The 21,751-nt window shown below is 69.8% G+C and carries 24 protein-coding genes; 7 read left to right on the forward strand and 17 right to left on the reverse strand.

From position 1 onward, the window contains the following. The first annotated feature begins 45 nt into the window (after nt 1-45). On the forward strand, nt 46-1,014 hold the full coding sequence (locus QLQ86_RS01550; RefSeq protein ID WP_282815700.1) for an ABC transporter substrate-binding protein: 969 nt from the start codon (nt 46-48) through the stop codon (nt 1,012-1,014). A gap of 88 nt (nt 1,015-1,102) precedes the next feature. On the opposite strand, the gene QLQ86_RS01555 is transcribed toward QLQ86_RS01550, so the two are convergent. The 12 genes from QLQ86_RS01555 to QLQ86_RS01610 all read right to left on the reverse strand — a co-directional run bounded on the left by QLQ86_RS01555 (nt 1,103) and on the right by QLQ86_RS01610 (nt 12,192). Continuing rightward, a complete protein-coding gene (locus tag QLQ86_RS01555) occupies nt 1,103-1,840 on the reverse strand; it encodes a DODA-type extradiol aromatic ring-opening family dioxygenase (RefSeq protein WP_282815701.1) in 738 nt (245 codons plus the stop codon). A 57-nt stretch (nt 1,841-1,897) separates the two neighbouring features. Continuing rightward, nucleotides 1,898-2,320, reverse strand: a complete 423-nt coding sequence (locus tag QLQ86_RS01560) for a DoxX family protein (RefSeq protein ID WP_282815702.1) — start codon at nt 2,318-2,320, stop codon at nt 1,898-1,900. 92 nt (nt 2,321-2,412) lie between these two features. Continuing rightward, the gene (locus QLQ86_RS01565) at nt 2,413-3,327 is read right to left on the reverse strand and encodes a LysR family transcriptional regulator (RefSeq protein ID WP_282815703.1); all 915 of its coding nucleotides are present in this window, start codon (nt 3,325-3,327) and stop codon (nt 2,413-2,415) included. A 25-nt stretch (nt 3,328-3,352) separates the two neighbouring features. Continuing rightward, nucleotides 3,353-4,510, reverse strand: a complete 1,158-nt coding sequence (locus QLQ86_RS01570) for a lipocalin-like domain-containing protein (protein ID WP_282815704.1) — start codon at nt 4,508-4,510, stop codon at nt 3,353-3,355. Beyond that, a complete protein-coding gene (locus QLQ86_RS01575; protein WP_282815705.1) occupies nt 4,507-7,023 on the reverse strand; it encodes an ABC transporter permease in 2,517 nt (838 codons plus the stop codon). Before QLQ86_RS01575 ends, QLQ86_RS01570 begins: the two co-directional genes overlap by 4 nt. A gap of 115 nt (nt 7,024-7,138) precedes the next feature. Further along, nucleotides 7,139-7,843, reverse strand: a complete 705-nt coding sequence (locus QLQ86_RS01580) for a TVP38/TMEM64 family protein (RefSeq protein ID WP_282815706.1) — start codon at nt 7,841-7,843, stop codon at nt 7,139-7,141. Nucleotides 7,844-7,869: 26 nt separating this feature from the next. Then, complete coding sequence (locus QLQ86_RS01585; RefSeq protein WP_282815707.1) at nt 7,870-8,523, reverse strand: ABC transporter ATP-binding protein; 654 nt, start codon at nt 8,521-8,523, stop codon at nt 7,870-7,872. Nucleotides 8,524-8,628: 105 nt separating this feature from the next. Beyond that, nucleotides 8,629-9,651 carry a metal ABC transporter solute-binding protein, Zn/Mn family gene (locus tag QLQ86_RS01590; RefSeq protein ID WP_282815708.1) on the reverse strand — a complete coding sequence of 341 codons (1,023 nt, stop codon included), beginning with the start codon at nt 9,649-9,651 and terminating at the stop codon, nt 8,629-8,631. 24 nt (nt 9,652-9,675) lie between these two features. Next, on the reverse strand, nt 9,676-10,566 hold the full coding sequence (locus QLQ86_RS01595) for a metal ABC transporter permease (protein WP_282815709.1): 891 nt from the start codon (nt 10,564-10,566) through the stop codon (nt 9,676-9,678). Next, nucleotides 10,550-11,284 carry a metal ABC transporter ATP-binding protein gene (locus QLQ86_RS01600; RefSeq protein WP_282815710.1) on the reverse strand — a complete coding sequence of 245 codons (735 nt, stop codon included), beginning with the start codon at nt 11,282-11,284 and terminating at the stop codon, nt 10,550-10,552. Before QLQ86_RS01600 ends, QLQ86_RS01595 begins: the two co-directional genes overlap by 17 nt. Further along, entirely contained in the window at nt 11,284-11,433 is a 150-nt protein-coding gene (locus tag QLQ86_RS01605; protein ID WP_166644574.1) for a hypothetical protein, read from the reverse strand. Before QLQ86_RS01605 ends, QLQ86_RS01600 begins: the two co-directional genes overlap by 1 nt. Nucleotides 11,434-11,526: 93 nt before the next feature. Further along, entirely contained in the window at nt 11,527-12,192 is a 666-nt protein-coding gene (locus QLQ86_RS01610) for a hypothetical protein (RefSeq protein ID WP_282815711.1), read from the reverse strand. A gap of 139 nt (nt 12,193-12,331) precedes the next feature. Here QLQ86_RS01610 and QLQ86_RS01615 point away from each other — a divergent pair, with 139 nt between their 5' ends. Continuing rightward, complete coding sequence (locus QLQ86_RS01615) at nt 12,332-12,808, forward strand: TspO/MBR family protein (protein ID WP_282735089.1); 477 nt, start codon at nt 12,332-12,334, stop codon at nt 12,806-12,808. A 12-nt stretch (nt 12,809-12,820) separates the two neighbouring features. Further along, entirely contained in the window at nt 12,821-13,711 is an 891-nt protein-coding gene (locus QLQ86_RS01620; protein WP_282815712.1) for an alpha/beta hydrolase, read from the forward strand. Here the strand turns inward: QLQ86_RS01620 and QLQ86_RS01625 are convergent. Beyond that, the gene (locus QLQ86_RS01625) at nt 13,708-14,307 is read right to left on the reverse strand and encodes a class I SAM-dependent methyltransferase (RefSeq protein WP_282815713.1); all 600 of its coding nucleotides are present in this window, start codon (nt 14,305-14,307) and stop codon (nt 13,708-13,710) included. The two genes, QLQ86_RS01620 and QLQ86_RS01625, sit on opposite strands and share 4 nt — an antisense overlap. 473 nt (nt 14,308-14,780) lie before the next feature. Here QLQ86_RS01625 and QLQ86_RS01630 point away from each other — a divergent pair, with 473 nt between their 5' ends. Continuing rightward, nucleotides 14,781-15,014 (forward strand): hypothetical protein, encoded by a 234-nt coding sequence (locus tag QLQ86_RS01630; protein ID WP_282815714.1) that lies wholly within the window; start codon nt 14,781-14,783, stop codon nt 15,012-15,014. Nucleotides 15,015-15,100: 86 nt separating this feature from the next. On the opposite strand, the gene QLQ86_RS01635 is transcribed toward QLQ86_RS01630, so the two are convergent. After that, complete coding sequence (locus QLQ86_RS01635; protein WP_282815715.1) at nt 15,101-16,126, reverse strand: aldo/keto reductase; 1,026 nt, start codon at nt 16,124-16,126, stop codon at nt 15,101-15,103. Nucleotides 16,127-16,490: 364 nt separating this feature from the next. Between QLQ86_RS01635 and QLQ86_RS01640 the strand changes: the two genes are divergently transcribed. From QLQ86_RS01640 to QLQ86_RS01650, 3 genes are all read left to right on the forward strand, one after another. Further along, nucleotides 16,491-17,576 carry a DUF2235 domain-containing protein gene (locus tag QLQ86_RS01640; RefSeq protein WP_282815716.1) on the forward strand — a complete coding sequence of 362 codons (1,086 nt, stop codon included), beginning with the start codon at nt 16,491-16,493 and terminating at the stop codon, nt 17,574-17,576. Between the two features lie 444 nt (nt 17,577-18,020). Further along, nucleotides 18,021-18,584, forward strand: coding sequence for a hypothetical protein (locus tag QLQ86_RS01645; protein WP_282815717.1), 564 nt, complete (start codon nt 18,021-18,023; stop codon nt 18,582-18,584). A gap of 97 nt (nt 18,585-18,681) precedes the next feature. Next, the gene (locus tag QLQ86_RS01650; RefSeq protein ID WP_282815718.1) at nt 18,682-19,269 is read left to right on the forward strand and encodes a DUF4202 domain-containing protein; all 588 of its coding nucleotides are present in this window, start codon (nt 18,682-18,684) and stop codon (nt 19,267-19,269) included. Between the two features lie 76 nt (nt 19,270-19,345). Here the strand turns inward: QLQ86_RS01650 and QLQ86_RS01655 are convergent, their stop codons facing one another. The 3 genes from QLQ86_RS01655 to QLQ86_RS01665 form a co-directional block, all read right to left on the reverse strand. Then, complete coding sequence (locus QLQ86_RS01655) at nt 19,346-19,717, reverse strand: DUF6746 family protein (protein ID WP_282735081.1); 372 nt, start codon at nt 19,715-19,717, stop codon at nt 19,346-19,348. Nucleotides 19,718-19,842: 125 nt separating this feature from the next. Further along, the gene (locus tag QLQ86_RS01660) at nt 19,843-20,913 is read right to left on the reverse strand and encodes a C45 family autoproteolytic acyltransferase/hydolase (RefSeq protein WP_282815719.1); all 1,071 of its coding nucleotides are present in this window, start codon (nt 20,911-20,913) and stop codon (nt 19,843-19,845) included. 2 nt (nt 20,914-20,915) lie between these two features. After that, entirely contained in the window at nt 20,916-21,680 is a 765-nt protein-coding gene (locus tag QLQ86_RS01665; RefSeq protein WP_282815720.1) for a dienelactone hydrolase family protein, read from the reverse strand. Nucleotides 21,681-21,751 lie beyond the last annotated feature (71 nt).

The raw sequence follows: 21,751 nt of genomic DNA on the forward strand, positions 1-21,751 counted from the left end.
GTCTCGGCCACGTTCGTTCATGGCATGATCTGCCAAGGAGACCCGATGAAAGCGCTGAATCGTCCCGTGACCCTAGCTCTGGCCGGTGCCCTGCTGGCCGCCCCGCTGGCCTGGAGCTCCGCTGCCCTGGCCGAGGAGCCCGAACAGGTGCGCTTCTCCGTGCCCGCCTGGCCCGGCGTGACCGTCAAGACCGCCTTGGCCGCCCAACTGCTGGATGCCCTGGGCTACCAGACCCGCCAGCAGGAACTGGGCTCCACCATCACCTACGAGGCCCTCACCCAGCGCGAACTGGATGCCTTCCTCGCCGCCTGGCTGCCCGCCCAGCAGTCGATGTTCGACGCCACCATGGAAAAGGGCCTCATCGTCGACCTCGGTAACAACGTCGAGGGCGCCCGACTGGGCTTCGCGGTGCCGAGCTATGTCTACGACGCCGGTGTGACCTCCGCCGAGGACCTCGCCGACGAGGAGATCGCCGAGAAGCTCGGGCGCACCGTCTACTCCATCGAGGTCGGCTCCGGCATGAGCGACACCCTCAACGAGGCCGTCGAGAATGACACCTATGGCATGGGTGACTGGGACCTGTCCGAGACCTCCACGCCGGGCATGCTCAGCGCCGTGGACGCGGCCATCAATCGCGAGGAGTGGATCGTCTTCGCCGGCTGGACGCCCCACTGGATGAACATCGAGTACGACGTCGAGTACCTGACCGACACCCAGGACATGTGGGGCCCGGACGGCGGACGCAGCGACGTACGCACCCTGGTGACCAGCGACTTCGCCGAGGCCAGCCCCAACGCCACCCGGCTGCTCGACCGGCTCAGCTTCACGGCCGATGACCAGAGCGCGATGATCCGCGGCTTCAGCTATGAGGAGCGCGAACCCGAGGCGGTGGCGCTGGACTGGATCCGTGCCAACCCCGGCAAGGTGCAGGCCTTCCTCGAGGGGGTCACCACCCGCGACGGCGAGCCGGGCTGGCCGGCCGTGCAGCAGGTGCTGGAGGTCCCCGACGCCTGATCCTGCCGCGATGCATGACACGACGAGGCCGCCCCACGGGGCGGCCTCGCTCATGTGCGGCGTGGCGACTCACCTGGCGCCGCTGTCCTCAAGCGAAGGCATAGAGGTCCATGGCCAGCACGCCGTGCTCCACGCTGTGGTGCAGCCGCTTGCCCGGCCCGCCGGCCCCCATGGCCACCAGCAGCGGCTGGAAGTGCTCCGCGGTGGGGTGGTTGCGCCGCGCCTGTGGCGCGCGCTGCCAGTCGAGCAGGGCGGCCCGGTCATCGGCGTCCAGCCGGGCATGGACCCAGTCGGCGAACTCGCCGACCCAGTCCGGCATCGGCGCCTCCAGGGCCTGCATTTCCGCCAGGTTGTGGGTCAGGCTGCCCGAGCCGATCACCAGGATGCCCTCCTCGCGCAGCGCGGCCAGCTTCTCGCCCAGCGCCACCAGCTCGGCGTTCGACCACTCCACCGGCAGCGACAGCGAGACCACCGGGATTTCGGCGTCGGGATACATCAACGACAGCGGCACCCAGGCGCCGTGGTCCAGGCCGCGCTCGGTGGGCACGGCGTTGAGCTCGCGGGCCAGGCGCATCGCCAGCGCCGGTTCACCCGGGGCGGGGTACTGGCACTCGAAGAGTGCCTGGGGGAAGCCGCCGAAGTCGTGGATGGTCTCGGGACGCGCGCTGGTGCTGATCCGCAGCTGTCGGCTGGCCCAGTGGGCCGAGACCACCAGGATGGCCGTAGGTGTCAGCTCGCGGCCCAGCCGGCGCAGGAAGTCGTGGGCCGGCCCGGGGGTCAGCGCCAGCATCGGCGAACCATGGGAAATGAACAGGCTGGGAAGCATCTCGGTTCTCCTCCGGTGGACGGGCGCCGGCCCTGAGGGGCCGGCGAGGTCGATGGGTCAGGCGAGGCGGCGGTTGACGGTCAGGCTGCCACTGCCCAGGCCGGCCTGGACCAGCAGGGCGATGGCCCAGAATACCGGGAACTCCCAGCCGCCGCCCTCGTTGGAGAAGACCCAGCCGTTGCCGAGGTGGACCCAGGCGGCGCCGATCAGCACCGGCACCAGGGCCAGGCTCACCCAGCGGGTGAAGAGGCCGAGGATCAGCGCCATGCCGCCGCCCACTTCGGCGAGGATGGTCAGGTAGGCGAGGACGCCTGGCAGGCCCAGCGACTCGAAGTAGCCCACGGTGCCGGGCACGGTGAAGAGGAAGACCTTCATCAGCCCGTGGGCCAGGGTCATGACGCCGAGCGCAATGCGCAGCAGGGCGATGGCGTGGGGCTGCAGGGACTCGGTGCGGTTCGTGGCAAGGGCCTGGGTGGTCATGGTCGCAATCTCCGTCGGGGGGTTGGTGTGCGTTGATGCTGCTCACTCTACTCGCGGCCCATCAGAAGATAATCTGGCCTAGATGAAAATCATTATTGCGTAAACGGCGACAATTCCATCTCCCGCTCCCAGGTCGGCGGGTCTCCCCAGGCCTCGGCCAGGAAGTCGAGGAAGCGCTCGATCTTGGCCGGCAGGTGGCGGCGGGCCGGGAACACCCCATGGATCCCCAGCGTCACCGGCGGCTCATCGGCCAGGATGGGGACCAGCCGCCCGCGGCGGATGCTCTCGGCGACCAGGAAGCTCGGCTGGTGGATGATGCCGAGCCCGGCCTCGGCGGCCAGGGTCAGGACATCGCCATTGTTGCTGTCCAGCGGCCCCTGCACGGCCAGGCGCCGGCCCCCGAGCTGCCACTCGGTGCCACCGCCGGTGCGATAGCGCAGGCAGCGATGCTCGGCCAGTGCCTCCAGGTCCCCGGGCTCCCCGTGGGTGGCCAGGTAGCCGGGCGAGGCGCACAGCAGCAGCCGGCAGCGCGTGAGCCGGCGGGCCACCAGGCTCGAGTCCGGCAGCGCACCGATGCGGATCGCCAGGTCATAGCCCTCCTCGAGCAGGTCCACGCGACGGTCGTTGAGGTCCAGGCGCACGTCCAGGTCGGGGTGCTCGACCATGAAGCGGGCGACCTGGGGCGCCAGGTGGCGGGTGCCGAAGCTCATCGGACCGTTGAGCCGCAGGCGGCCTCGCACCTCGACGCGGCCTGCGCCGACCTCGGCCTCGGCGTCCTCCAGGGCCTGCAGGATGCCCTGGGCCAGCGCCAGGTAGCGCTCACCCGCCTCGGTCAGGTGCAGTCGCCGGGTGGTGCGCTGGATCAGGCGTACCTCGAGGTGGGCCTCCAGCTGCATGACCAGCCGCGACACCCGGGTTCTCGACAGCTCCAGGGCCTCCGCGGCCCGGGTATAGCTGCCCAGTTCGGCGACACGGACGAAGGCGGTGATGGCATCCAGCAGCGGCATGGCGGTCCTCCCGGTCGTCATCGGCTCAGTAGCCGGTCATCTCGAGATAGCCCTCGCCGAGCGTTTCACCGCTTTCTCGATCGAGAGCGATCACCTCGCCCTCCCAGTAGCTTACCGTGGTGGCCATCCAGCGATCGGCGTGGGGCGCCTCGATCACCAGATCGAGATCCTGGTCCGGGACCTGTAGCCGCCAGCGGGTAGGCAGCTCCCGGCCGGCCACGGTCGACGTGGCCAGGGGCGTCAATTCCAACTCACCCGGCGTCAGGGCGCGGGTCTCGCCTGCTGGGCTGATCCAGGTACCGGCCCGATAGTTGCCGCCGGCCTTCCCGGTACCACGAACCTGCGCTGCCGCTACTTTGTCGCCACTTTCCAGGTGCAGCGAGACCCAATCCCATCCTTGCTGGTGACCCTCGAGAATCTGGCTTGTCCACTCGCGGTCAAGCCAGGCGCGGCCCGTCACCTGGTGGGACTTGCCGTCCAGGGTGACCTCGCCGCTGACCCGGTAGAAGGGCTGGCTGACGTAGATCGAGCCCTGGCCGTCGGCGGACTTCTGGCTGAAGCCGTTCTCGCCGTGTCGCACCAGGGGCCCCTCGGCCGCAAGCGAGAGCCGGTAGCCGAAGCGCGCGCCGTCATGCTCGGCCGTGGCGACGAGTTCAAGCTCTGACAGGGCATCCCGGTCGCTGTCCCCGACGCGGCTGACCATCGACCAGTCGTCGAGCCAGGCACGGAAGGGGACCGCGGTGACGCCCGCCTGGTCCCGCTCGGGGTCGCTTTCCCGCGAGCCACCCCGGGCGAAGCGTTCGGCCACCCGGTGGGTTGCTCCCCGGGAGACGGCCATGTGGGCCATCCACAGCTGGTCGGCGGCCCAGGGCCCGGGCGCTTCGGGGCGCTCGGCCGGGGGCTGCTGGGCCTGGCGGAACAGGGTCCACTGCACGCCCAGCGGCTCGCCGCCGGAATCTTCCAGGTTGGCGGTCAGGTACCACCACTCCAGGCGGTAGTCGGGATGGGGGCCGTGGTCCTCGGGAAAGCGTAGACGGGCGCCGGGTGTGGCCTGCCGGAAGCCGCCGGCCTCGGCGCCGAGGCCCGCGAAGCCCTGGGACGGGGCAGGGGGCGTCTCGTCCTCGCAGCGCGCCAGCAGTGTGGCAAGCAGTGCCACCATCAGGCAGGTCAGCCAGCGCCTCATGTCGCCTCCTCCTCGGCCAGCAGGGTGCGGGGTGGGGTGCGCCAGAGGGTCAGGGCCGGCAGGCCGGCCGCCAGCAGCGCCACCCCCAGGGCGGTGGCCAGGGTCAGCGCGATCTCGGCGGGGAAGACATGCATCGGCAGGCGCCAGCCGAAGGCGGCCACGTTGATCACCGCCACCAGGCAGGCGGTGATGGCGATGCCCAGCGGCACGGCGGTCAGTCCCGTGGCCAGCGCCGCCCCGCCCAGCTGGGTCAGCTGGATGCCGGCCAGGCGCCCCCGGGTCACGCCCAGCGCCCAGAGCGGCGCCAGCCGGCGGCGGCGTTCCCGGGCCTGGGCCAGCAGGCTGGCGAGCAGGGCCAGGGCTGCCACGGCCAGGGTCAGGGCGTTGAGGGCCCGGGTGATGGCGAAGGTGCGTTCGAAGATCTCGGTGGAGAGCGCCTTGACCTCACGCTGGTCGCGCAGGGCCTCGCGGCCCAGCGCGAAGCGGGCGGCGAGCGCCCGGGAGAGTGCCTCGGCCCGGCGCTCCCCCGGCGGGGCCGTGTCGGCGAGCACGATGCCCAGCGACCCCGGCGTGGCGGCGAAGCGCTCCCGCAGCGCGGCCGTGGCCAGCAGCACCTCGCCGCGGGGGTTGCCGTAGTCGGGGTAGATGGCGGCCACCGTCACCCGCTGGTGGCCGCCCGGCGAGCGCAGCACCAGCCGGTCCCCGGGGCCGAGGCCCTGGCCGAGGGCCAGCTGCTCGTTGATGAAGGCCTCGCCCTCCTCGAGGGCGCGCCAGGCCGCGTCCCGCCCGGCCCGGGTCTCGAGCAGCGGCCAGGTCGGGGTGAGCCGGGTGCCCGGCGTGATGCCGAACAGCGTCACCGGCACCTCGAGGGGGCGTTGGTCGCCCCGGGCCTGCACCTCGAGCAGGGTCGACTCGGCGTCGGCGGTGGGCAGCAGCTCGGCGACCTCGTCGCGTTCGACCAGCCAGGCCTGCACCGCGTCGAACTGTCCGGCCGGCGGGCGCAGGTAGAGGTCGGCGGTCAGCCGCTGGTCCAGCCAGTCGAGGAAGGTGAGGCGAAAGCCGCCGACCATGCTGCCCACCCCCAGGTTGGCGGAGAGCGCGATCAGCAGCGCCATCATGGCCAGCGAGAGGCGCGGCAGCTGGAGCTGCAGGTCGGCCAGCGCCCACTGGGTCAGGGGGCGGCGCCGGGCGAGCCGGCACAGGCCGGAGAGCCCGGCCGCCAGCAGTGGCGACAGCCAGAGGGCGCAGGCCAGCATCATCGCCCCCACCAGCACGAAGCCGGCGACCAGCCCCTCGCCGGCGGGCTGCGCGGCCAGCCAGGCCCACATCGCCAGAGCCAGCAGGGCGGCCAGGGTGCCGGCGATGGCCTGGCCAAGCAGCTGGCGCTGGAAGCCTGCGCGCCACGCCTGGGCCTGGCCGAGCCCCAGCACGCCGAGCCGCGCGGCCCGCCACAGGAAGCCGCTGCCGGCGACGAAGAGCCCGCCCAGGGTCACGCCGAGTCCGCCCAGCCAGTAGTGCCAGGGCAGCCGCAGCTGCGTGCCCACCGCGGCGCCGTAGAGGCTCTGCAGCGTGGCCGCCACGTCCGGCAGCAGGGCACGGGCCAGCCAGACGCCGCTGGCGATGCCCGCCAGGGCGCCGATGACGCCCAGCAGGGCCAGCTCGAGCGCCAGCAGGGCGACCAGGGTGCGCCCCGGCACGCCCAGGGCACGCAGGGTGCGCAGCAGTCCCAGGCGCTGCTCCAGCGCCAGCCCCAGCGCTGCCTGGACGATGAAGAGCCCGACGATCAGCGCCAGCAGCGCCATGGCGCTGAGGTTGAGGTGGAAGCTCGCGGTGAGCTCGCCGGGGTCGACCAGGGTGTCCGCACGGCCGAGCCGGTAGCCCTCGGGAGCCGTCTCCAGCGCGCCGGCCGCCGTCACCAGCCGGCTGACCGCGGTGTCACGCTCCAGCAGTCGGGCCGCGACGGCGATGTCCACCACCAGGGTGTCCGGCGGCAGCGCCGGGGCGAGGACCAGCGGCGGCAGCCGTTGGCCATCGGCCAGGGCGGGCTCGGCGCCCGGGGCCGCCTGCCGCTCGAGCCCCAGCCGCGAGGCGGTATCCGGGGCCAGCCGGGTCTGCCAGGGTGGGGTGAACAAGGCCGTGAGCTCGCCGCGGCTGCCCGCCGTGGCGAAGGCGCTGTCGCCGGGCAGTGTCAGCGGGTCGATGCCGATCACCGTCAGCCGCTCGCCCGGCGAGGTCACCACTTGGCCCTCCAGCAGCGGCGAGACCGGTAGGCCCTGGCGGCGCAGGGACACGAAGTCCGCACGGTCGAGGGGCTCGCCATCGCGGCGCTCCAGGCGGTCCAGGCCGGTGGTGAAGAGCGCCTCGGCCCGGTCGTAGCTGTCGCGGGCCGAGGCGTTGATCGCCTGCACACCGCTCCACAGCGCGCCGGCCACCCAGAGGCCCAGCAGCAGCATGGCGAGCTGGCCGGGGTGGCGGCGATAGTGGGAGAGCAAGGTCAGCAGGGCGGTGAGCATGAGGGCACGTGCATGGCGAGCGAGCGGGGCGGTGTGGCCCCTGGTGCCGGTATCGTCTCATACCAGCGACGGGGCGGGGAGTTCGGGCATCCGGCAACACCCGCCGAGTTGCCGGCTACTTCCCGGGTGGCTCGTCGTTCAGGTGAAGCCAGCGGGCCAGCCGGGAGTGGCGCCGTCGGCTCAGGTACCAGGGCAGCAGGGTCATCACGGTGAGTATGACGACGGCGGCCGTGATCGAGAACAGCGGGTGCAGCTCGAAGGCTCGCCCGAGGCCGGCGAACACCAGGGTCATGGGCAGCATGCCGATCACCGTGCCCAGCGCGAAGCGTCCCGTGGTGATGGCGGTGACCCCGGCGGCGTAGCTGACCAGCGCAAACGAGAAGATGGGCACCAGGCGCGTGACCAGTACGGTCAGGAACAGCAGGCGCTGCGAGCCCTGGAACCCGAACAGCGGATTGGTCGGCAGCCTGGCGCGCAAGGCATTCCGCCCCAGTAGCCGGGCCAGGGTGAAGGCGATCATGGCCCCGGTCATGGCCCCGATGATGGACAGCAGCACGCCCGGGAGCAGGCCGAAGGCCAGCCCGGCCGCGGCGGTCACCGGCAGGGTGGGAATCGGGCCCACCACCACCGCCAGCATCATCAACAGCAGGAGCAGCAGGGGCCCCAGGTTGCCCTGGCTGTTGAACCATTCGGCGATGCCGGAAGGGGAGAAGCTCATGGGCAGGCCCAGCCCCTGGAGCAGCCACCAGATGCCGGCCATGATGGCCGTCACGGTGGCGATGAGTCCGGCCCTGAAGACCCAGACGGAGGGGATGGTCACGGTATTGGTGTCCTTGCAACGCTGAATCAGCCGATACGGCCATGCGAAAGCTGCAGGCAGCGGTCCAGCGGCGCGGCCACCCGGGGGCTGTGGGTCACCATCAGCAGGGCGCAGCCGGTATCACGGACCAGGGCCAGCAGCAGGTCCAGTACTTCGTCGGCGGTACTCTCGTCCAGATTGCCGGTGGGCTCGTCGGCGAGCAGCAGGGCCGGGCGCGGCGCCAGGGCACGGCCGATGGCCAGGCGCTGCTGCTGGCCGCCGGAGAGCTGCTCCGGGTAGCGCCTCGCCAGCCCGGCCAGGCCCAGACGCTCGACCAGTTCTGCCGACCAGGCGCGATCCTCGCGACCGGCGAGCCGCGCCTGCAGGCGCAGATTGTCGAGGACGGTCAGGCTCGGCACGAGATGAAACTGCTGGAACACCAGGCCCAGGGTCTCGCGACGCAGCCGTGCCCGGCCCGCCTCGCCGAGCGACGAGATGGCCCGGCCGGCGACCCGGACTTCGCCGCGATCGGGCAGATCGAGGCCCGCGGCCAGGTGGAGCAGGGTCGACTTGCCGCAGCCCGACTCGCCCATCAGCGCCAGGCTCTCGCCGGCGGCCAGGGTCAGGTTGACCCCGTTCAGTACCTCAAGCGGGCCCAGGGGGGTGGCATAGGCCTTGTGGACCTGGCGGAACTCGAGCATGGGAGACATCCTTCGCGTCCGGAGCTCGATGGTCCCATAAAATCGGTGTCCATATGAAAACAGCGCCACCCGAAGGTGGCGCTGGCAGCGTAATGAGCCTGATGTTCAGTGGCTGTGCCCGTGATCATCGTCATGTCCATGGTCATCATGCCCCGGCTCGGCCAGGGCATCGTGCAGGGTGCGGGCATTGTGGCGCATCATGCCGAGCCAGCTGCTGGCCTCGCCCTCGCTGGCCAGGGCGTCGGCATAGAGGGTGCCGGCCACCGACAGGCCGGTCTCCTCGGCCAGCTGGTCGATCATCGCCGGGCTGGTCATGTTCTCGTGGAACAGCGCCCGGACGTTCTCCTCGCGGATCACGTCGATCAGCCGCGCCATGTTGGCGGCGCTGGGCTCGGCCTCGGTGGAGAGCCCCTGGGGCGAGAGGAACGCCAGGCCGTAGGCGCGGGCGAAGTGGCCGAAGGAGTCATGGCCGGTGATCACGCTGGTGCCAGCGGGAATCCCGCCGAGCAGCTCGCGCAGTTCGATATCGGTGGCGGCGATCTCTTCGAGGTAGCGCTCGGCGCTGGCCCGGTAGGCGTCGCTGTTGTCAGGGTCGGCCTCGATCAGGCCGTCCCGGATATTGGCCACGTAGAGCTGGCCCATGCCCAGGTCCTGCCAGGCGTGGGGGTCGATGTCGCCATGGTCATGGCCGTCGTGGGCCTCGTTGCCCTCATCGCCATGCGCTTCATGGCCGTGATCCTCGGCATCGTCGTGGTCATCATGGCCGCCGGCCTCCGCGGCGGTGAGCTGCGCCTCGATGCCGTCGGTGGCCACCACCAGGGGGCCGGCGAAGTCGCTGGCGTCGATCAGCCGTTCCATCCATCCCTCGAACTGCAGGCCGTTGAACACCACCAGGTCGGCCTCGGCCAGGGCGCGGGCGTCGGTGGGGCGCGGTGAGTAGACGTGGGCATCGCTGTCCGGCCCCACCAGGGCGGTCACCTCGACATGCTCGCCGCCGACGTTCTCGATCATGTCGGCGAGGATGCTGAAGCTGGTGACCACCTGGACGCGCTCGGCGGCCAGGGCGGCGGGCAGGGCCAGCAGGGTGGAAAGCCCGGCGAGCAGGGCAAAGGGGCGGGAAAGGCGCATGACAGGACTCCTCGGTTCGCTGTGTCAGTCGTGTTCGGGGGCGCCCAGCGGCGCGGCATGGCGGCGCCAGCGGGCGGTCAGGCTATGGTGTCGGCCGAACAGCGCGGAGAGCACATAGCCGCCGCCGGCCAGCAGGATGATGGCCGGCCCAGAGGGCAGGCTGAGGTGGTAGGAGAGCAGCAGGCCGCCGGTGCTGGCCACCAGGGCGATGCCGATGGCGATGGCGATCAGCCCCTCCAGGCGCTGGCTCCAGAAGCGGGCCGTGGTGGCCGGCAGCATCATCAGGCCTACCGCCATCAGGGTGCCCAGGGTCTGGAAGCCGGCGGTGAGGTTGAGCACCACCAGCCCCAGGAAGATGCCGTGCACCACGCCGCCCCGCACTCCCTGGCCGCGCAGGAAGAGCGGGTCGAGGCACTCCACCACCAGGGCGCGGAAGATCACCGCCAGGATTACCACGATCAGGCTGCTGATGCCGGCGATCAGTACCAGGGCAGTGGAGTCCACGGCCAGGATCGAGCCGAACAGCACATGGGTGAGGTCCACGCTGCTGCCGCCCAGCGACACCAGCATCACCCCCGCGGCCAGCGAGATCAGGAAGAAGCTGGCCATGGCGGAGTCCTCGCGGTGGCCGGTCATCTGCGACACGCTGCCGGCGAGCACCGCCACCAGCAGCCCCGAGAGGATGCCGCCCAGGCTCATGATCGGCAGCGAGAAGCCGACGGCCAGGAAGCCCAGCGCCACCCCGGGCAGGATGGCGTGGGCCATGGCGTCGCCGATCAGGCTCATGCCGCGCAGCATCAGGAAGACCCCGAGCGGCGGGGCGGCCAGCGACAGCGCCAGGCCGGCCACCAGGGCGCGCTGCATGAAGCCGTAGTCGAAGGGGGCCAGCAGCCAGGCCTCAAGCAGTGCCAGCATGGGAGGCATCCGGAAAGGTCAGGGGCAGGCGCGGCGCCCGGGGCACCAGGCCGCTGTGGTGGTCGAGCAGGGCGTCGGGGCTGACCCAGCGGCCATGGCCGCCGGTGAGCAGCAGCACGTCGTCGGCCAGGCGGGCGAGCTGCTCCATGTCGTGGATGACCACGATGATGGTGGCACCCTGCCGGGCCATGTCGCGCAGCACCTCCATCAGCACGTCCACCGTCTCGATGTCGACGTTGGCGAAGGGCTCGTCGAGCAGCAACAGCTCGGCCTCCTGCATCAGGGTGCGGCCCAGCAGGGCGCGCTGGCGCTGGCCGCCGGAGAGCTCCCCGAGCGGCCGGTGGGCCAGGTGCGAGATGCCCAGTCGCGCCATGATCTCGCGGCCGCGGCGGTAGTGGGCCGCGCAGTACCCCTTCAGGCCCCCGTGGCTCGGCCAGGTGCCGGTCATGATCAGCTCTTCCACGCTCATCGGGAAGGTGAGGTCCAGCGCCAGCTGCTGGGGCAGCCAGGCGCAGCGCTCACGGGGCACCCGGCACTCCACGCTGCCGGCCACCGGGGCCAGCATGCCCATGATGGCGGCGATCAGGGTGCTCTTGCCGGCGCCGTTGGCGCCGATCAGGGCGGTGATGGCGCCGTCCTGGAAGCGGCCGTCCAGGTGCTCGAGGACCGTCTGGCCGCCGCGGGCCAGCTGCAGGTCGTGCAGTTGCAGGCGCGACATCAGGACCACCATCCCGCGGCCCAGGAGACCGTCAGCCACAGGGCAGCGAGCGGTGCCGCGACCAGCAGCAGGCGGCGGGTCGCGGAGAGCGACATCAGGGAGAAATGGCAGGGCCCTTCCGGGCGATGCCGGTGTCGATGGTGTGCCATGGGGGAGCCTCCGGAAAACTGGCGGAGGTTATAACATAACAATACGGGCGCTGGCCACCGCCAGACGCGACACCGGGTGCTGTCCTCTGCCCCTCAATAGCGCAGCGCCACGCCCAGCTGGTTCGGCCCTACCAGCCAGGCGACTTCCCCCTCCAGGTGCACGTCGCCGAACGACACCGCCGCCGGCTGGAAGCGGTTCACCGCCGCCATGGCCTGGCCAGGCTGGGTGCGCAGCTGCAGCTCGCTGACCAGCATGCCGGTGGCGAAGTTGAGGGCGCCGTCGTCGGGACGATCATCGCCCACGCCGATCACCAGCCCCGCCGCGGTGTTCACGGCAAGCGACCCCAGCCGCGCCTCCCAGCTGCGCCGCCGGCGCTCCTCCTCGGCCACCGACTGCAGCAGCCGTCGGGCGCCTTCGATATCGCCCTCCTCGCCCGCCTGCAGCGCCCGGTAGGCGGCGGGATGGGACTGGCGGTCCAGCAGCATGCCGCCCAGTGCCAGCGCCGACTTCACCACGCCCACCCGGCCGTCATAGCGGTCCTCGTCGTCGCTCGCCTCGCTTGCCTGCCAGGCGCTGAGCGCCAGGCTGCCGGCATAGACGGTGGTCCAGCCCGCCTGCCAGAGGTCGGCATGCTGGGCGCCCCGGGCCAGGGCATCCTCGTAGGCGCGGAATTCCGTCTCGCCGGTCTGGGCGAGCGCAGCGCCGGACAGGCACAGCAGGCAGAGGGCGGCGAAGTGCAGGGGAAGACGGGCGGTCATGGCGGGCTCCGGCAGTCGGTTGGCGAGGACCACCTTACTATAGCCGCCGCTCGGTGCCCTGGGGCGCGGTGCCGCCGACCGGGGCGGCCCTGGGAGTGTGCTAATCTCCCCTGACGTCCGACTGGCAAGGAGGCCGCCCATGACCCCGGCTCGCTCACTGATGATCCTCCTCGGCTGGCTGGCGCTGGTCGTGCTGACCGCGCTGAGCGGCATCGCCACCCCGCCCGGCGACTGGTACGCGGGGCTGGCCAAGCCGCCGCTTACCCCGCCCGACCTCGTCTTCCCCATCGCCTGGAGCACGCTCTACCTGCTGATGTCGCTGGCCGCCTGGCGGGCTACCCTGGCCGCGCCGCCCGCTGCCCGCTGGTCCACCCTCTGGCCCTTCGTCGCCCAACTCGCCGCCAACGCGCTCTGGTCGATCCTGTTCTTCGGCCTGCACTGGATGGGCCTGGCGCTGCTCGACCTGCTGCTGCTGTGGGGGCTGATCCTGCTCACCATCCGCCGCTTCGCCGCGGTCTCGCGCCTCGCCGCCTGGTTGCTGGTGCCCTACCTGGCCTGGGTGAGTTTCGCCGCCTACCTCAATGCCGCCACCTGGTGGCTCAATGGCGGCGGCTAGGCGATGATTGTGGTGCCGGGTTGGCTCTGGTGGGGCCTGCTGCCGGCGGGGCTGGTATTGCTGCTGCACCTCTTCCATCGGCGGCTGAGGGTCAGCCTGGCCGCGCCGCGGGTGCCGGTCATGCAGGGTCTTGCCGAGCACGGCGTGACCGGGGAGACGGTGACCATTCCCACGCGACGGGGCAGGACGCTGGCGGGCTGGTGGCTACCCGGCCAGGATCGCGACACGGTGGTGATCACCCACGGCTGGGGCGCCAACCGCGAGCTGATGCTGCCACTGGCCAGGCCGCTGCAGGCGGCGGGCTGGAACGTGCTGCTGTTCGATGTTCGCAACCATGGCGAGAGCGACGCCGACAGCTTCTCCTCCATGCCGCGCTTCGCCGAGGACACCGAGGCCGCCCTGGCCTGGCTGCGCGCCCGCCCGGGCATGGCCGATGCGCCGGTGGCCCTGCTCGGCCATTCGGTTGGGGCCGCGGCGGTGCTGCTGGCCGCCTCGCGCCGTGACGACATCGCCGCCGTGGTCAGCCTCTCGGCCTTCGCCCACCCGGAAGGCATGATGCGTCGCTGGCTGGCGGGGAAGCGGCTGCCGTTCGTCCCGCTGGGCTGGTACGTGCTGCGCTACGTGGAGCACGTGATCGGCCATCGCTTCGACGCCATCGCGCCCGTGACCACCCTACCGCGGGTGCGCTGCCCGGTGCTGCTGGTGCACGGCCGTGACGACGAGGTGATCCCCCCGAGTGATGCCGAATGGCTCCACGCCAGCCGCGGCGACACCCCGGCCGAGCTGCGCCTGTTGCCCGGCGATCACGACCTCAGCCAGCATATCGACGAGGAACTGCCGGAACTGCTCGGCTTCCTCGACAGGGTCCTGACAACGGAAGGGCGCGAGCGCCGGCCCGCCTAGGACGGGCGCTTGCGGGCGATGAACTGCACCACGGCCCCCAGGCCGGTATGGCCGCGGCCCTCGACTACCTGGCGGTCGAACTCGCGGCTCGAGAGGATCTCGAAGTCGGCGAAGGCCGCCTCCAGCTCCGCGGCGGTGGGGGTGCGGTCCGGGGTATCCGGTCCGCCGGTGTCTCGCGGCATCTGGGCCGGGGTATAGGCCTCCAGGATCAGGATCCCGTCGGGCTTCAGGGTGCGCGCCACCTGGCGGTGCAGGTGCGGGCGGCCCGCCTCGGGCACATGGCAGAAGATCGACACCACCGCGTCGAAGGCCTCGGCGGCGAAGGTGTGCTCGGTGAGGTCGGCGACCAGGGTCTCGAGGGGCACGCGCTCCTGCTCGGCCAGGCGAGCCGCCTTGCGCAGGCCGACCGCCGAGGCATCCACGGAGAGCACCCGATGGCCGAGCCTGGCCAGGTAGACGCCGTTGCGCCCCTCGCCATCGGCCAGGCACAGCACCTCCCGCGGCGGCTCGCCGATCAGCCCCACCTGCTCGCGCAGGAAGTCGTTAGGCTCGGTGCCATAGACATAGTCGTCGGTGTCGTAGCGTTCATCCCACATGGCAATTCCTCGAACTTAGCTATGGATATAACTACCGAGAATACCAAGGGCCGGAGGCGGCGTCTGCGGGAGGGCGGGGGTGCTACGCTTGAGGTTCCTCAGCCTCACGGATGACCGGCCGCCATGACTGCCTATGCTGTGGCTGCTCAGCCGGCTGTGGCGGCCGGTGCGCCGCGCGCTCTCGCGGCTGGGCGAGAGGCGGCGGGCGCGCAGGAGGGCTGACGACGCCTAGGCTCAGGCGCCTCCGCCGATGCATGATCGCCCGTTCTGCGTCTTGCGGCGCCCGTCACGTTCTAGCAGAGGGCCGGGCGTCTGCTACGTTGGGGGGGGGGGTAAAGAATATATCGTCAAGACGGCCTTTCCGGTCGGACATCGATGACCCTGGCGCCAGGAATACACCGTTGCGGTTCGGTTGGATTGCAGCAGGGGGCCACGGGGAGAATCCACCGAGGAAGGCATGCAGGAGGTGTGTGATGGGTACCTGTGCGACCTGCGGCAATCAATACGACGACACCTTCACGGTCACCAAGGGCGGCCAGAGCTTCGATTTCGATTCCTTCGAATGTGCCATCCAAAAGCTGGCACCGTCATGTGCCCAGTGTGGCTGCCGCGTGATCGGCCACGGTGTTCAGCATGGCGATACGGTCTATTGCTGCGCCCACTGTGCCCAGGCGGCTGGTGAGGCCGGGCTGGTCGACCATAACTGAAGCATGACCGAGGGCCCGCGCGTCACATGACGTGGCAGAATGCGGGAATCGGCAGCCGAATCCCCCTGCTCCTGGGCGCTCCGCGTCTAGGCGGGGGTTCCTGTATCCGGCTCGCCGAACTCCTCGGTGTCGACTTCCGCCTGCTGGGCCTCGCCGTAGCGAGCCCCCGCCACCTGGTCCGGGGTCATCATGGCGTTCAGCCGGTCCACGGTTTCCGGTGATAGCGGCAGGCGCTGCGCCGCCAGGTTCTCGCGCATGTGATCGATATTGCGCGATCCGGGGATCGGCAGGATGTCGTCGCCCTGGGCTTGCAGCCAGGCCAGGGCCAGCTGGCCCGGTGTCATGCCCAGCTCCTCCGCTAGCGCCGTGAACTCCGCCAGCAGGCGCAGGTTACGGGGATGGTTCTCGGCGCTGAAGCGCGGCATGACGCGGCGCATGTCACTCTCCTCGAGGCGACCGGGGTCGCTGACGGCACCCGCCAGGAAGCCGCGCCCCAGGGGGCTGAAGGCCACCAGGGCCGTGCCGGCCTCGCGACAGGCCTCGATCAGGCCGATCTCGGGATTGCGGGTCCACAGCGAGTACTCCGACTGCACCGCCGCGATGGGGTGCTCGGCCCGGGCGCGGCGCAGGGTGGCCGCCGACACCTCGGAGAGCCCGATGGCGCGCACCTTGCCTTCTTCCGCCAGCCTGCCCAGGGCGCCGACGCTCTCCTCGATGGGCATGCCCTTGTCCCAGCGGTGGAGGTAGTAGAGGTCCAGGTGGTCGGTGCCCAGCCGTGCGAGGCTTGCCTCGCACTGGCGGCGCAGCGTCTCGGGGCGCCCGTCGATCACCTTGCGGCCGAGTTCCGGGTCCATGGCCATGCCGCACTTGCTGGCCAGCAGGATATCGCCACGCCTGCCCGCCAGGGCCTTGCCCACCAGCCGCTCGTTGGCCGTGGCGCCGTAGAGGGTGGCAGTATCGAAGTGGCGATAGCCCATGTCGAAGGCCGCCTCCAGGGCATGCAGCGCCTCGCTCTCGGGAAGCGGGCTGCCGTAGCCGTGGGAGAGGTTCATGCAGCCCAGGCCGATTATCGGCGAGGCCACTTCCTCGAGGCGGGCGAAGAGCGTCATCATGGCGTCCCGTTTGATTCTTTCATTTCAGGAAAAGATATCAGCAAAGAATATCAGCCGCCCGTGCGACGCGGCCATCGCCCGTGGTGCCGATGCCGATGCCGATGCCGATGCCGTGACTGGGGCGCGGTGCTGCCAGGGTGGTCGGCAACGCCGCTCCGGTCGATGCCTCCATCTACGGTGAAGCTGGGGGGGGAGGTTTCCGGCTGGGCAGGTCAATCCATCATGTCTACCTGTTCAAGGAGGTGATCAATAGCGCCGCGCCCTCCCGTTACCTACCCTGACACACAGCGGCTCCATCCATACTGTTGCCATGGTTTCCATGCCCTAGGGGTGTGTGGCCCGGGCTGGGCGAGGAGGGCAGCGCATGTCTCTTCCCACGCAGCGCTTGATTCTGTTGTTCGATGGCACCTGGAACGACCCCCAGGACCGTACCAACATCTATCGGTTGGCGCGGGATATCCACGACCACGATGATCACGGCATCCGGCAGCGCTTCTTCTACGAGCCCGGCGTGGGCACGCGGCAGTGGGAGCGCGTGGTCGGCGGCGCCTTCGGCTTGGGGCTGAGCCGTAACCTGCAGAAGGGGTACGACTGGCTGGTGCGTCACTATCTGGACGATTCGCAGATCTTCGTCTTCGGCTTCAGCCGCGGGGCCTACACGGCACGCAGCCTGGTAGGGATGATCCGCAAATGCGGGCTGTTGCGGGTCTCCACGCCTGGCCTGGTGGAGGAGGCCGAGGCCTTCTACCGCGACAAGGACGTTGCGCCGGACGATGCGCGGTGCCGTGATTTCCGTGAGCGCTACAGCCGCGAGATCGAGATCCACTTCATCGGGGTATGGGATACCGTGGGGGCGCTGGGCATTCCCGGCACCAACCTATCGGAGCATGGGCATTTTTCCTGGCACGATACCGAGCTGTCGTCGATCGTGAAACGGGCCTACCACGCGGTGGCGCTGGACGAGCACCGGGCGGCCTATGACGCAGCTCTCTGGACCCATCCTGATGGAGCGAAGAAGTTCCGACAGCTGGAGGTCGAGCAACGCTGGTTCATCGGCGCCCATGCCAACGTGGGCGGCGGCTATCGGGTGGAGGGTGGCGGTTTCGATCCGCTGGCCAGCCTGGCCTATGGCTGGATATGCGATAGAGCCACGACCGCGGGCCTGAAACTGTATCTGCCTCAGCCCATCGCCGACGCTCACCTCTCCCAGCCCCGGGATTCCTATGCGGAATTCATGAAGGGGGCGTATCGCTGGTTCCGCTCACTGACACAGCGTGACGATGGCAGGTATCACAGACCCTTTGCGCATGATGGTGCAGGTCATCCGGCGGTGGGTGTCACCGTGGATCCTTCGGTATGGCAGCGCTGGCGGGAGGATGACGACTACCGCCCGCCGACGTTGGTGCGCGCGGGGTGCTTGCCACCGGCCTCTCCACCGATTGATGGGTAGACCTGAATGGAGTCGGGCTCATGCCCCTCATTTTCCTGCCCGATTACCGAGGCTCCTGCGATAGGCGGCGCCGATGCAGGACGGCGTTCGGTAGAGCAAGAGGAATATCGGTTTATTCTTTGAAACCCCCTTCGCGCTGTTCCTCTCCTTGCGCTGATAGTCTCGTCCGTCTCTTGAGAAAAGATTGATTATCCGAGCCTGGCCGCCAGGCCCGCGTTCACCGAAGGGCACTGGACTCTGGCCACTCCCGCGGGCCAGTACGCCAGGCTCTACGACAACTCACGACGCCGTACTGCTGGGGATGACCCAACGCAGCGGCCTGCTGCGTGGCGAGAGGGGGTAACGACCGTGACGGGGCTGACCTGCCTCAAGGTGGCGCCACCGGATGGCAGCTACGCTTTCCAAGGCCGAGCCTTGAAGGCATGCCAATAGAGGAGACCCGCCATGCTATCCCCCATTTCGAGTCGTTCAGCCATCCCTCGCCGTGGTCGTGGCCGGTGGGCCGCCTTTGCCCTGGGCACCCTGGTCGCGCTGGGGACCAGTGCTGCCAGCCAGGCCGCGGAGCCCGTCCGGCCCGAGCTGACGCCCAAGCTGCAGGGCCTGCTGCAGAAGGAGATGATCCAGATCGAGCAGGCGATGCAGGAGATCTACAGCGCCATGCTGCAGGGCAGGCACGCCGTGGTGGCCGAGAAGGGGCAATCGATCCATGACAGCTTCATCCTCGAGCAGTCGTTGACCGATGAGGACCGTCAGGACCTGAAGGCCGCCGTGCCGCAGGAATTCCTGCAGATGGATGCGTACCTGCACGAGCTCTCGGCGTCCCTGGCCGAGGCCGGCCAGGCCCAGGACACCGCCCGGCAGGTGGAGGTCTACGGGCGCATGACCGAGACCTGCGTGGCGTGTCACAGCGCCTACGTCACCGACCGCTTCGAGGGGCTACAAGACGCCGATATCCCGACCGGCTGGGGAATGGCTCCCTCCACGCAGGACAACGACTCAGAAGGTTGACCTGCCTGGGGTTTTGCGTCAGAACAGGCTGATAGCCCGGCTCGATGGCGTGATGGCCGCCGGGTCGTTCTGCTTGATCAGCAAGGAGTCTTGAGCGATGCCCCTTTCCCCTTTCGAGCGGACCCTGGCCGCCCTGGATGCCCTGCACGCGGAGGACCCGCGCCGTGTGGAAGTGGACGGCGAACCGCTGCCCCAGGAACTGTGGCATGCCGGACGCATGAGTGCCTGGCTGGAGCGGCTGCATGAGCACCCCGACGAGCTGATGCGCCTCGCAGTGCGCGGCCAGCACCTGCAGCGCTGGCAGGTGCCGCGCACGGACTACCCCGAGGGGCGGGTGGGCTACCTGACCTGGCGGCGCGACCAGGGCCGGCGCGCCGGCGAGACCACCGCCCGGCTGATGCAGGAGGCGGGCTACCCCGCCGAGCAGGCCGAGCGGGTGGCGCGGATGATCCGCAAGCAGGGCCTGGGGCGCGACCAAGGCGCCCAGGCGGTGGAGGACTGCGCCTGCCTGGTGTTCCTGGAGAACTACTTCGGCGACTTCTCGAAGCAGATCGACCACGACCACCTGATCCGCATCGTGCAGATGACCTGGAAGAAGATGTCACCGCGGGCCCATGAGCTGGCGCTGGGGCTGCCGATGACGGCCGAGGCGAGCGGCCTGGTGGAGGAGGCGCTGGCGGGGTGACGTTGCGCCGAACCGGGTTCAAATAGTGCGGGCGGGTCATGTCACCATGCCCCGCCCGCGTCGTATTGGTTGGTCGTTAGGGGATCAGCGTGCGGGCGGATTCGAGGTAGATCTCGCCGTTGCTGCGTACCCGTTCGACGTTGCTGGTTTCGGAACCGAGGTGGACCTCCTCCAGCACCTCGGCCATTTCCTCCACATCCTCTTCGATCTTCTCCAGGGCGTTCTCCAGGCTATAGGTGAGGATATGGATCTCGCCGATCTCGCGCCTGGTCAGTTCATCCTTGGCCAGCAGGTCGGCAAGCTCTTGGTTGTATTTCGAGAAGTTAGCTACCGCTTCGGCCAGGGAATCCGAAGGCTCTCCCTCGAAATGGGTGCCGGGTTTTTCCTCGGCTAGGATCGGAGTGGCCAGCAGGCCGGTGCAGAGGGCGGCGCAAAGCAAATGCTTCATGGGAGCATCCTCCATATTGATGAGAATAAATCTCATTATTGACGCTATCACCCCGCCCTTGCAGTGACAAGTATTAACATTTTCATTACTGTCGCATTCGGTCCGCGTCATGCGCTGGCGCATAGTCACTCGGTATCGAACTGTACGGTCAGGCTCTCGTCGCTCTCGCAGGGCTTGCCGTGGCGCAGCGTCAGGCGACGCCGGGTCAGGTTCATCACCACCGAGAATAGCGTCTCCATGCGCTCCTCGGGGGGCTGGTCGGGATTGAAGTGGCGGCAGATGGAGAGCGGTGCGCTGTCATGGTCGCTCAAGATGGCGAACAGCTCGCCTTCGCCGAGCTCACCCTCGGCGGGCAGCCGCTCGCGCAGCAGGCTATCCAGCCGCGCCAGGCGCGGGCGCGAGTCGGGTCGCGGGAAGTCCTCGACCTGGCCGGTCGCGGCGCGGGCATAGAGGTGGTTGGTGTGGGTGACCAGGCCACCCTCGGGGGCCAGCCGGCCGGGTTCGCCGGGGTGGACCTCCAGGCCGGCGGCCTGGTCCCCCTCGTTGCCGACCTGGGCACTGGCGATCAGGAAGTGGGCGGGCGAGCAGACTCTGTCGCGGCTGGCCACGGCCACGGCGCTGTCCATGTCGGCGCTCTCGAGGATCTTGCGCAGGGCGACGTGGATGGGCAGCCCCTCGCCGCAGGTCCGCGAGCGAATGGCGTTGAGGCAGACGCCGATGCCGTGCGCGTTCATGCCGATCTTGGCCACCATGCCGGCCTCGCCGATGCTGATCAGGGCGGGGGCGTCGAGGCCGTTGATCTCGAGTGCCACCACGTTGTGCAGCTGGTCGGTGCGCCAGTCCCAGTTCTGGGCCAGCCACTGGGTGCCGTCGCGGTTCAGGGCGAAGGCGGAGCAGCCGCCGCTGGCCTGGGTCAGCGAGATCTCGCTGCGGCAGTTGAGGGTGAGGATGTCCTCGAACTCGAGCCCGGCCCCGCGGGCGATGCCCTCCATCTCCTCGAGGATGGCCGGAAAGCCGCGCTCGATCATCGGCAGGAAGCGGCCGGCCGCCTGGCGCGCCCTGGCCCAGTCCAGCCCCACGAAGTCCTGGAACAGCCGGTCGTAGACCTCGAGGCTGTGGGTGATCAGCCCGGCATGGGCGCGGCCGTGGGCCTCGCCGATCTCGGTGCGGCTGCCGGAGAGGGGGGTGATGTGCATGCTCACAGCACCTCGTCGAGCAGGTTCTGGAAGGCCGCCCAGGACTTCTCGTCTGCCCGCTGCTGGTAGCGGTCCTCGGTGAACACCGTGAAGGCGTGGGGCGCGCCGGAGTAGACCTGAATCTCGTAGGTGACGCCGGCATCCTCGAGCTCCTCGCCCAGGGTGGCGACGTCGTCCAGGGAGATCGACTGGTCGGCGCCGCCATGGGCGATCAGGATGGGGGCGGTATCGCCGTCGTAGGACTGGCCCTCGGGAGTCGCCAGGCCGCCATGGAAGGTGGCGTAGCCGGCCACGTCCTCCGCCTCGCCGGAGCGGGCGAGCTCCAGCACAACGGCGCCGCCGAAGCAGTAGCCCATCACCACGGTGGGCCGGGCGGCTCCCTGCTCGCGGGCCTCGGCCAGGCCGGCCAGGGTCAGGCGGCGCATGCGCTCGCGGTCCTCGTAGAGCCGGGCGGTCTCGGCCTTCCTGGCCTCGATCTCCGCCGGGCGATTGCCCTGGCCATAGAGGTCGACGGCGAAGGCGTCATAGCCCTGTGCGGCGAGCATGTCGGCGCGCTCTCGCTCGTAGTCGTCGAGGCCGTCCCAGTCGTGGATGACCAGCACGGTGCCGCGGGCCTCGCCTTCGGCGGTGGCGAGGTAGCCCTCGAAGGCCTCGTCGCCGACGTCATAGGTGACGTCCTGGCCGGCGGGCTCGAAGGCGAAGGCGCTGCTGGTGGCGAGGCCCAGCGTGACGGCCAGGGGCAGGGTGGCGTGAAGCGGGTGGGTCATGGTGTGCCTCCAGGGTCGATGAACGCCTGTCAGTATAGGCGTCGTCTCGGTGAGCGTTGGCGAGGCGGGCT

Origin of the sequence: Halomonas rhizosphaerae (assembly GCF_030012485.1) — a bacterium.
GTDB classification, from domain to species: Bacteria; Pseudomonadota; Gammaproteobacteria; order Pseudomonadales; family Halomonadaceae; genus Halomonas; species Halomonas rhizosphaerae.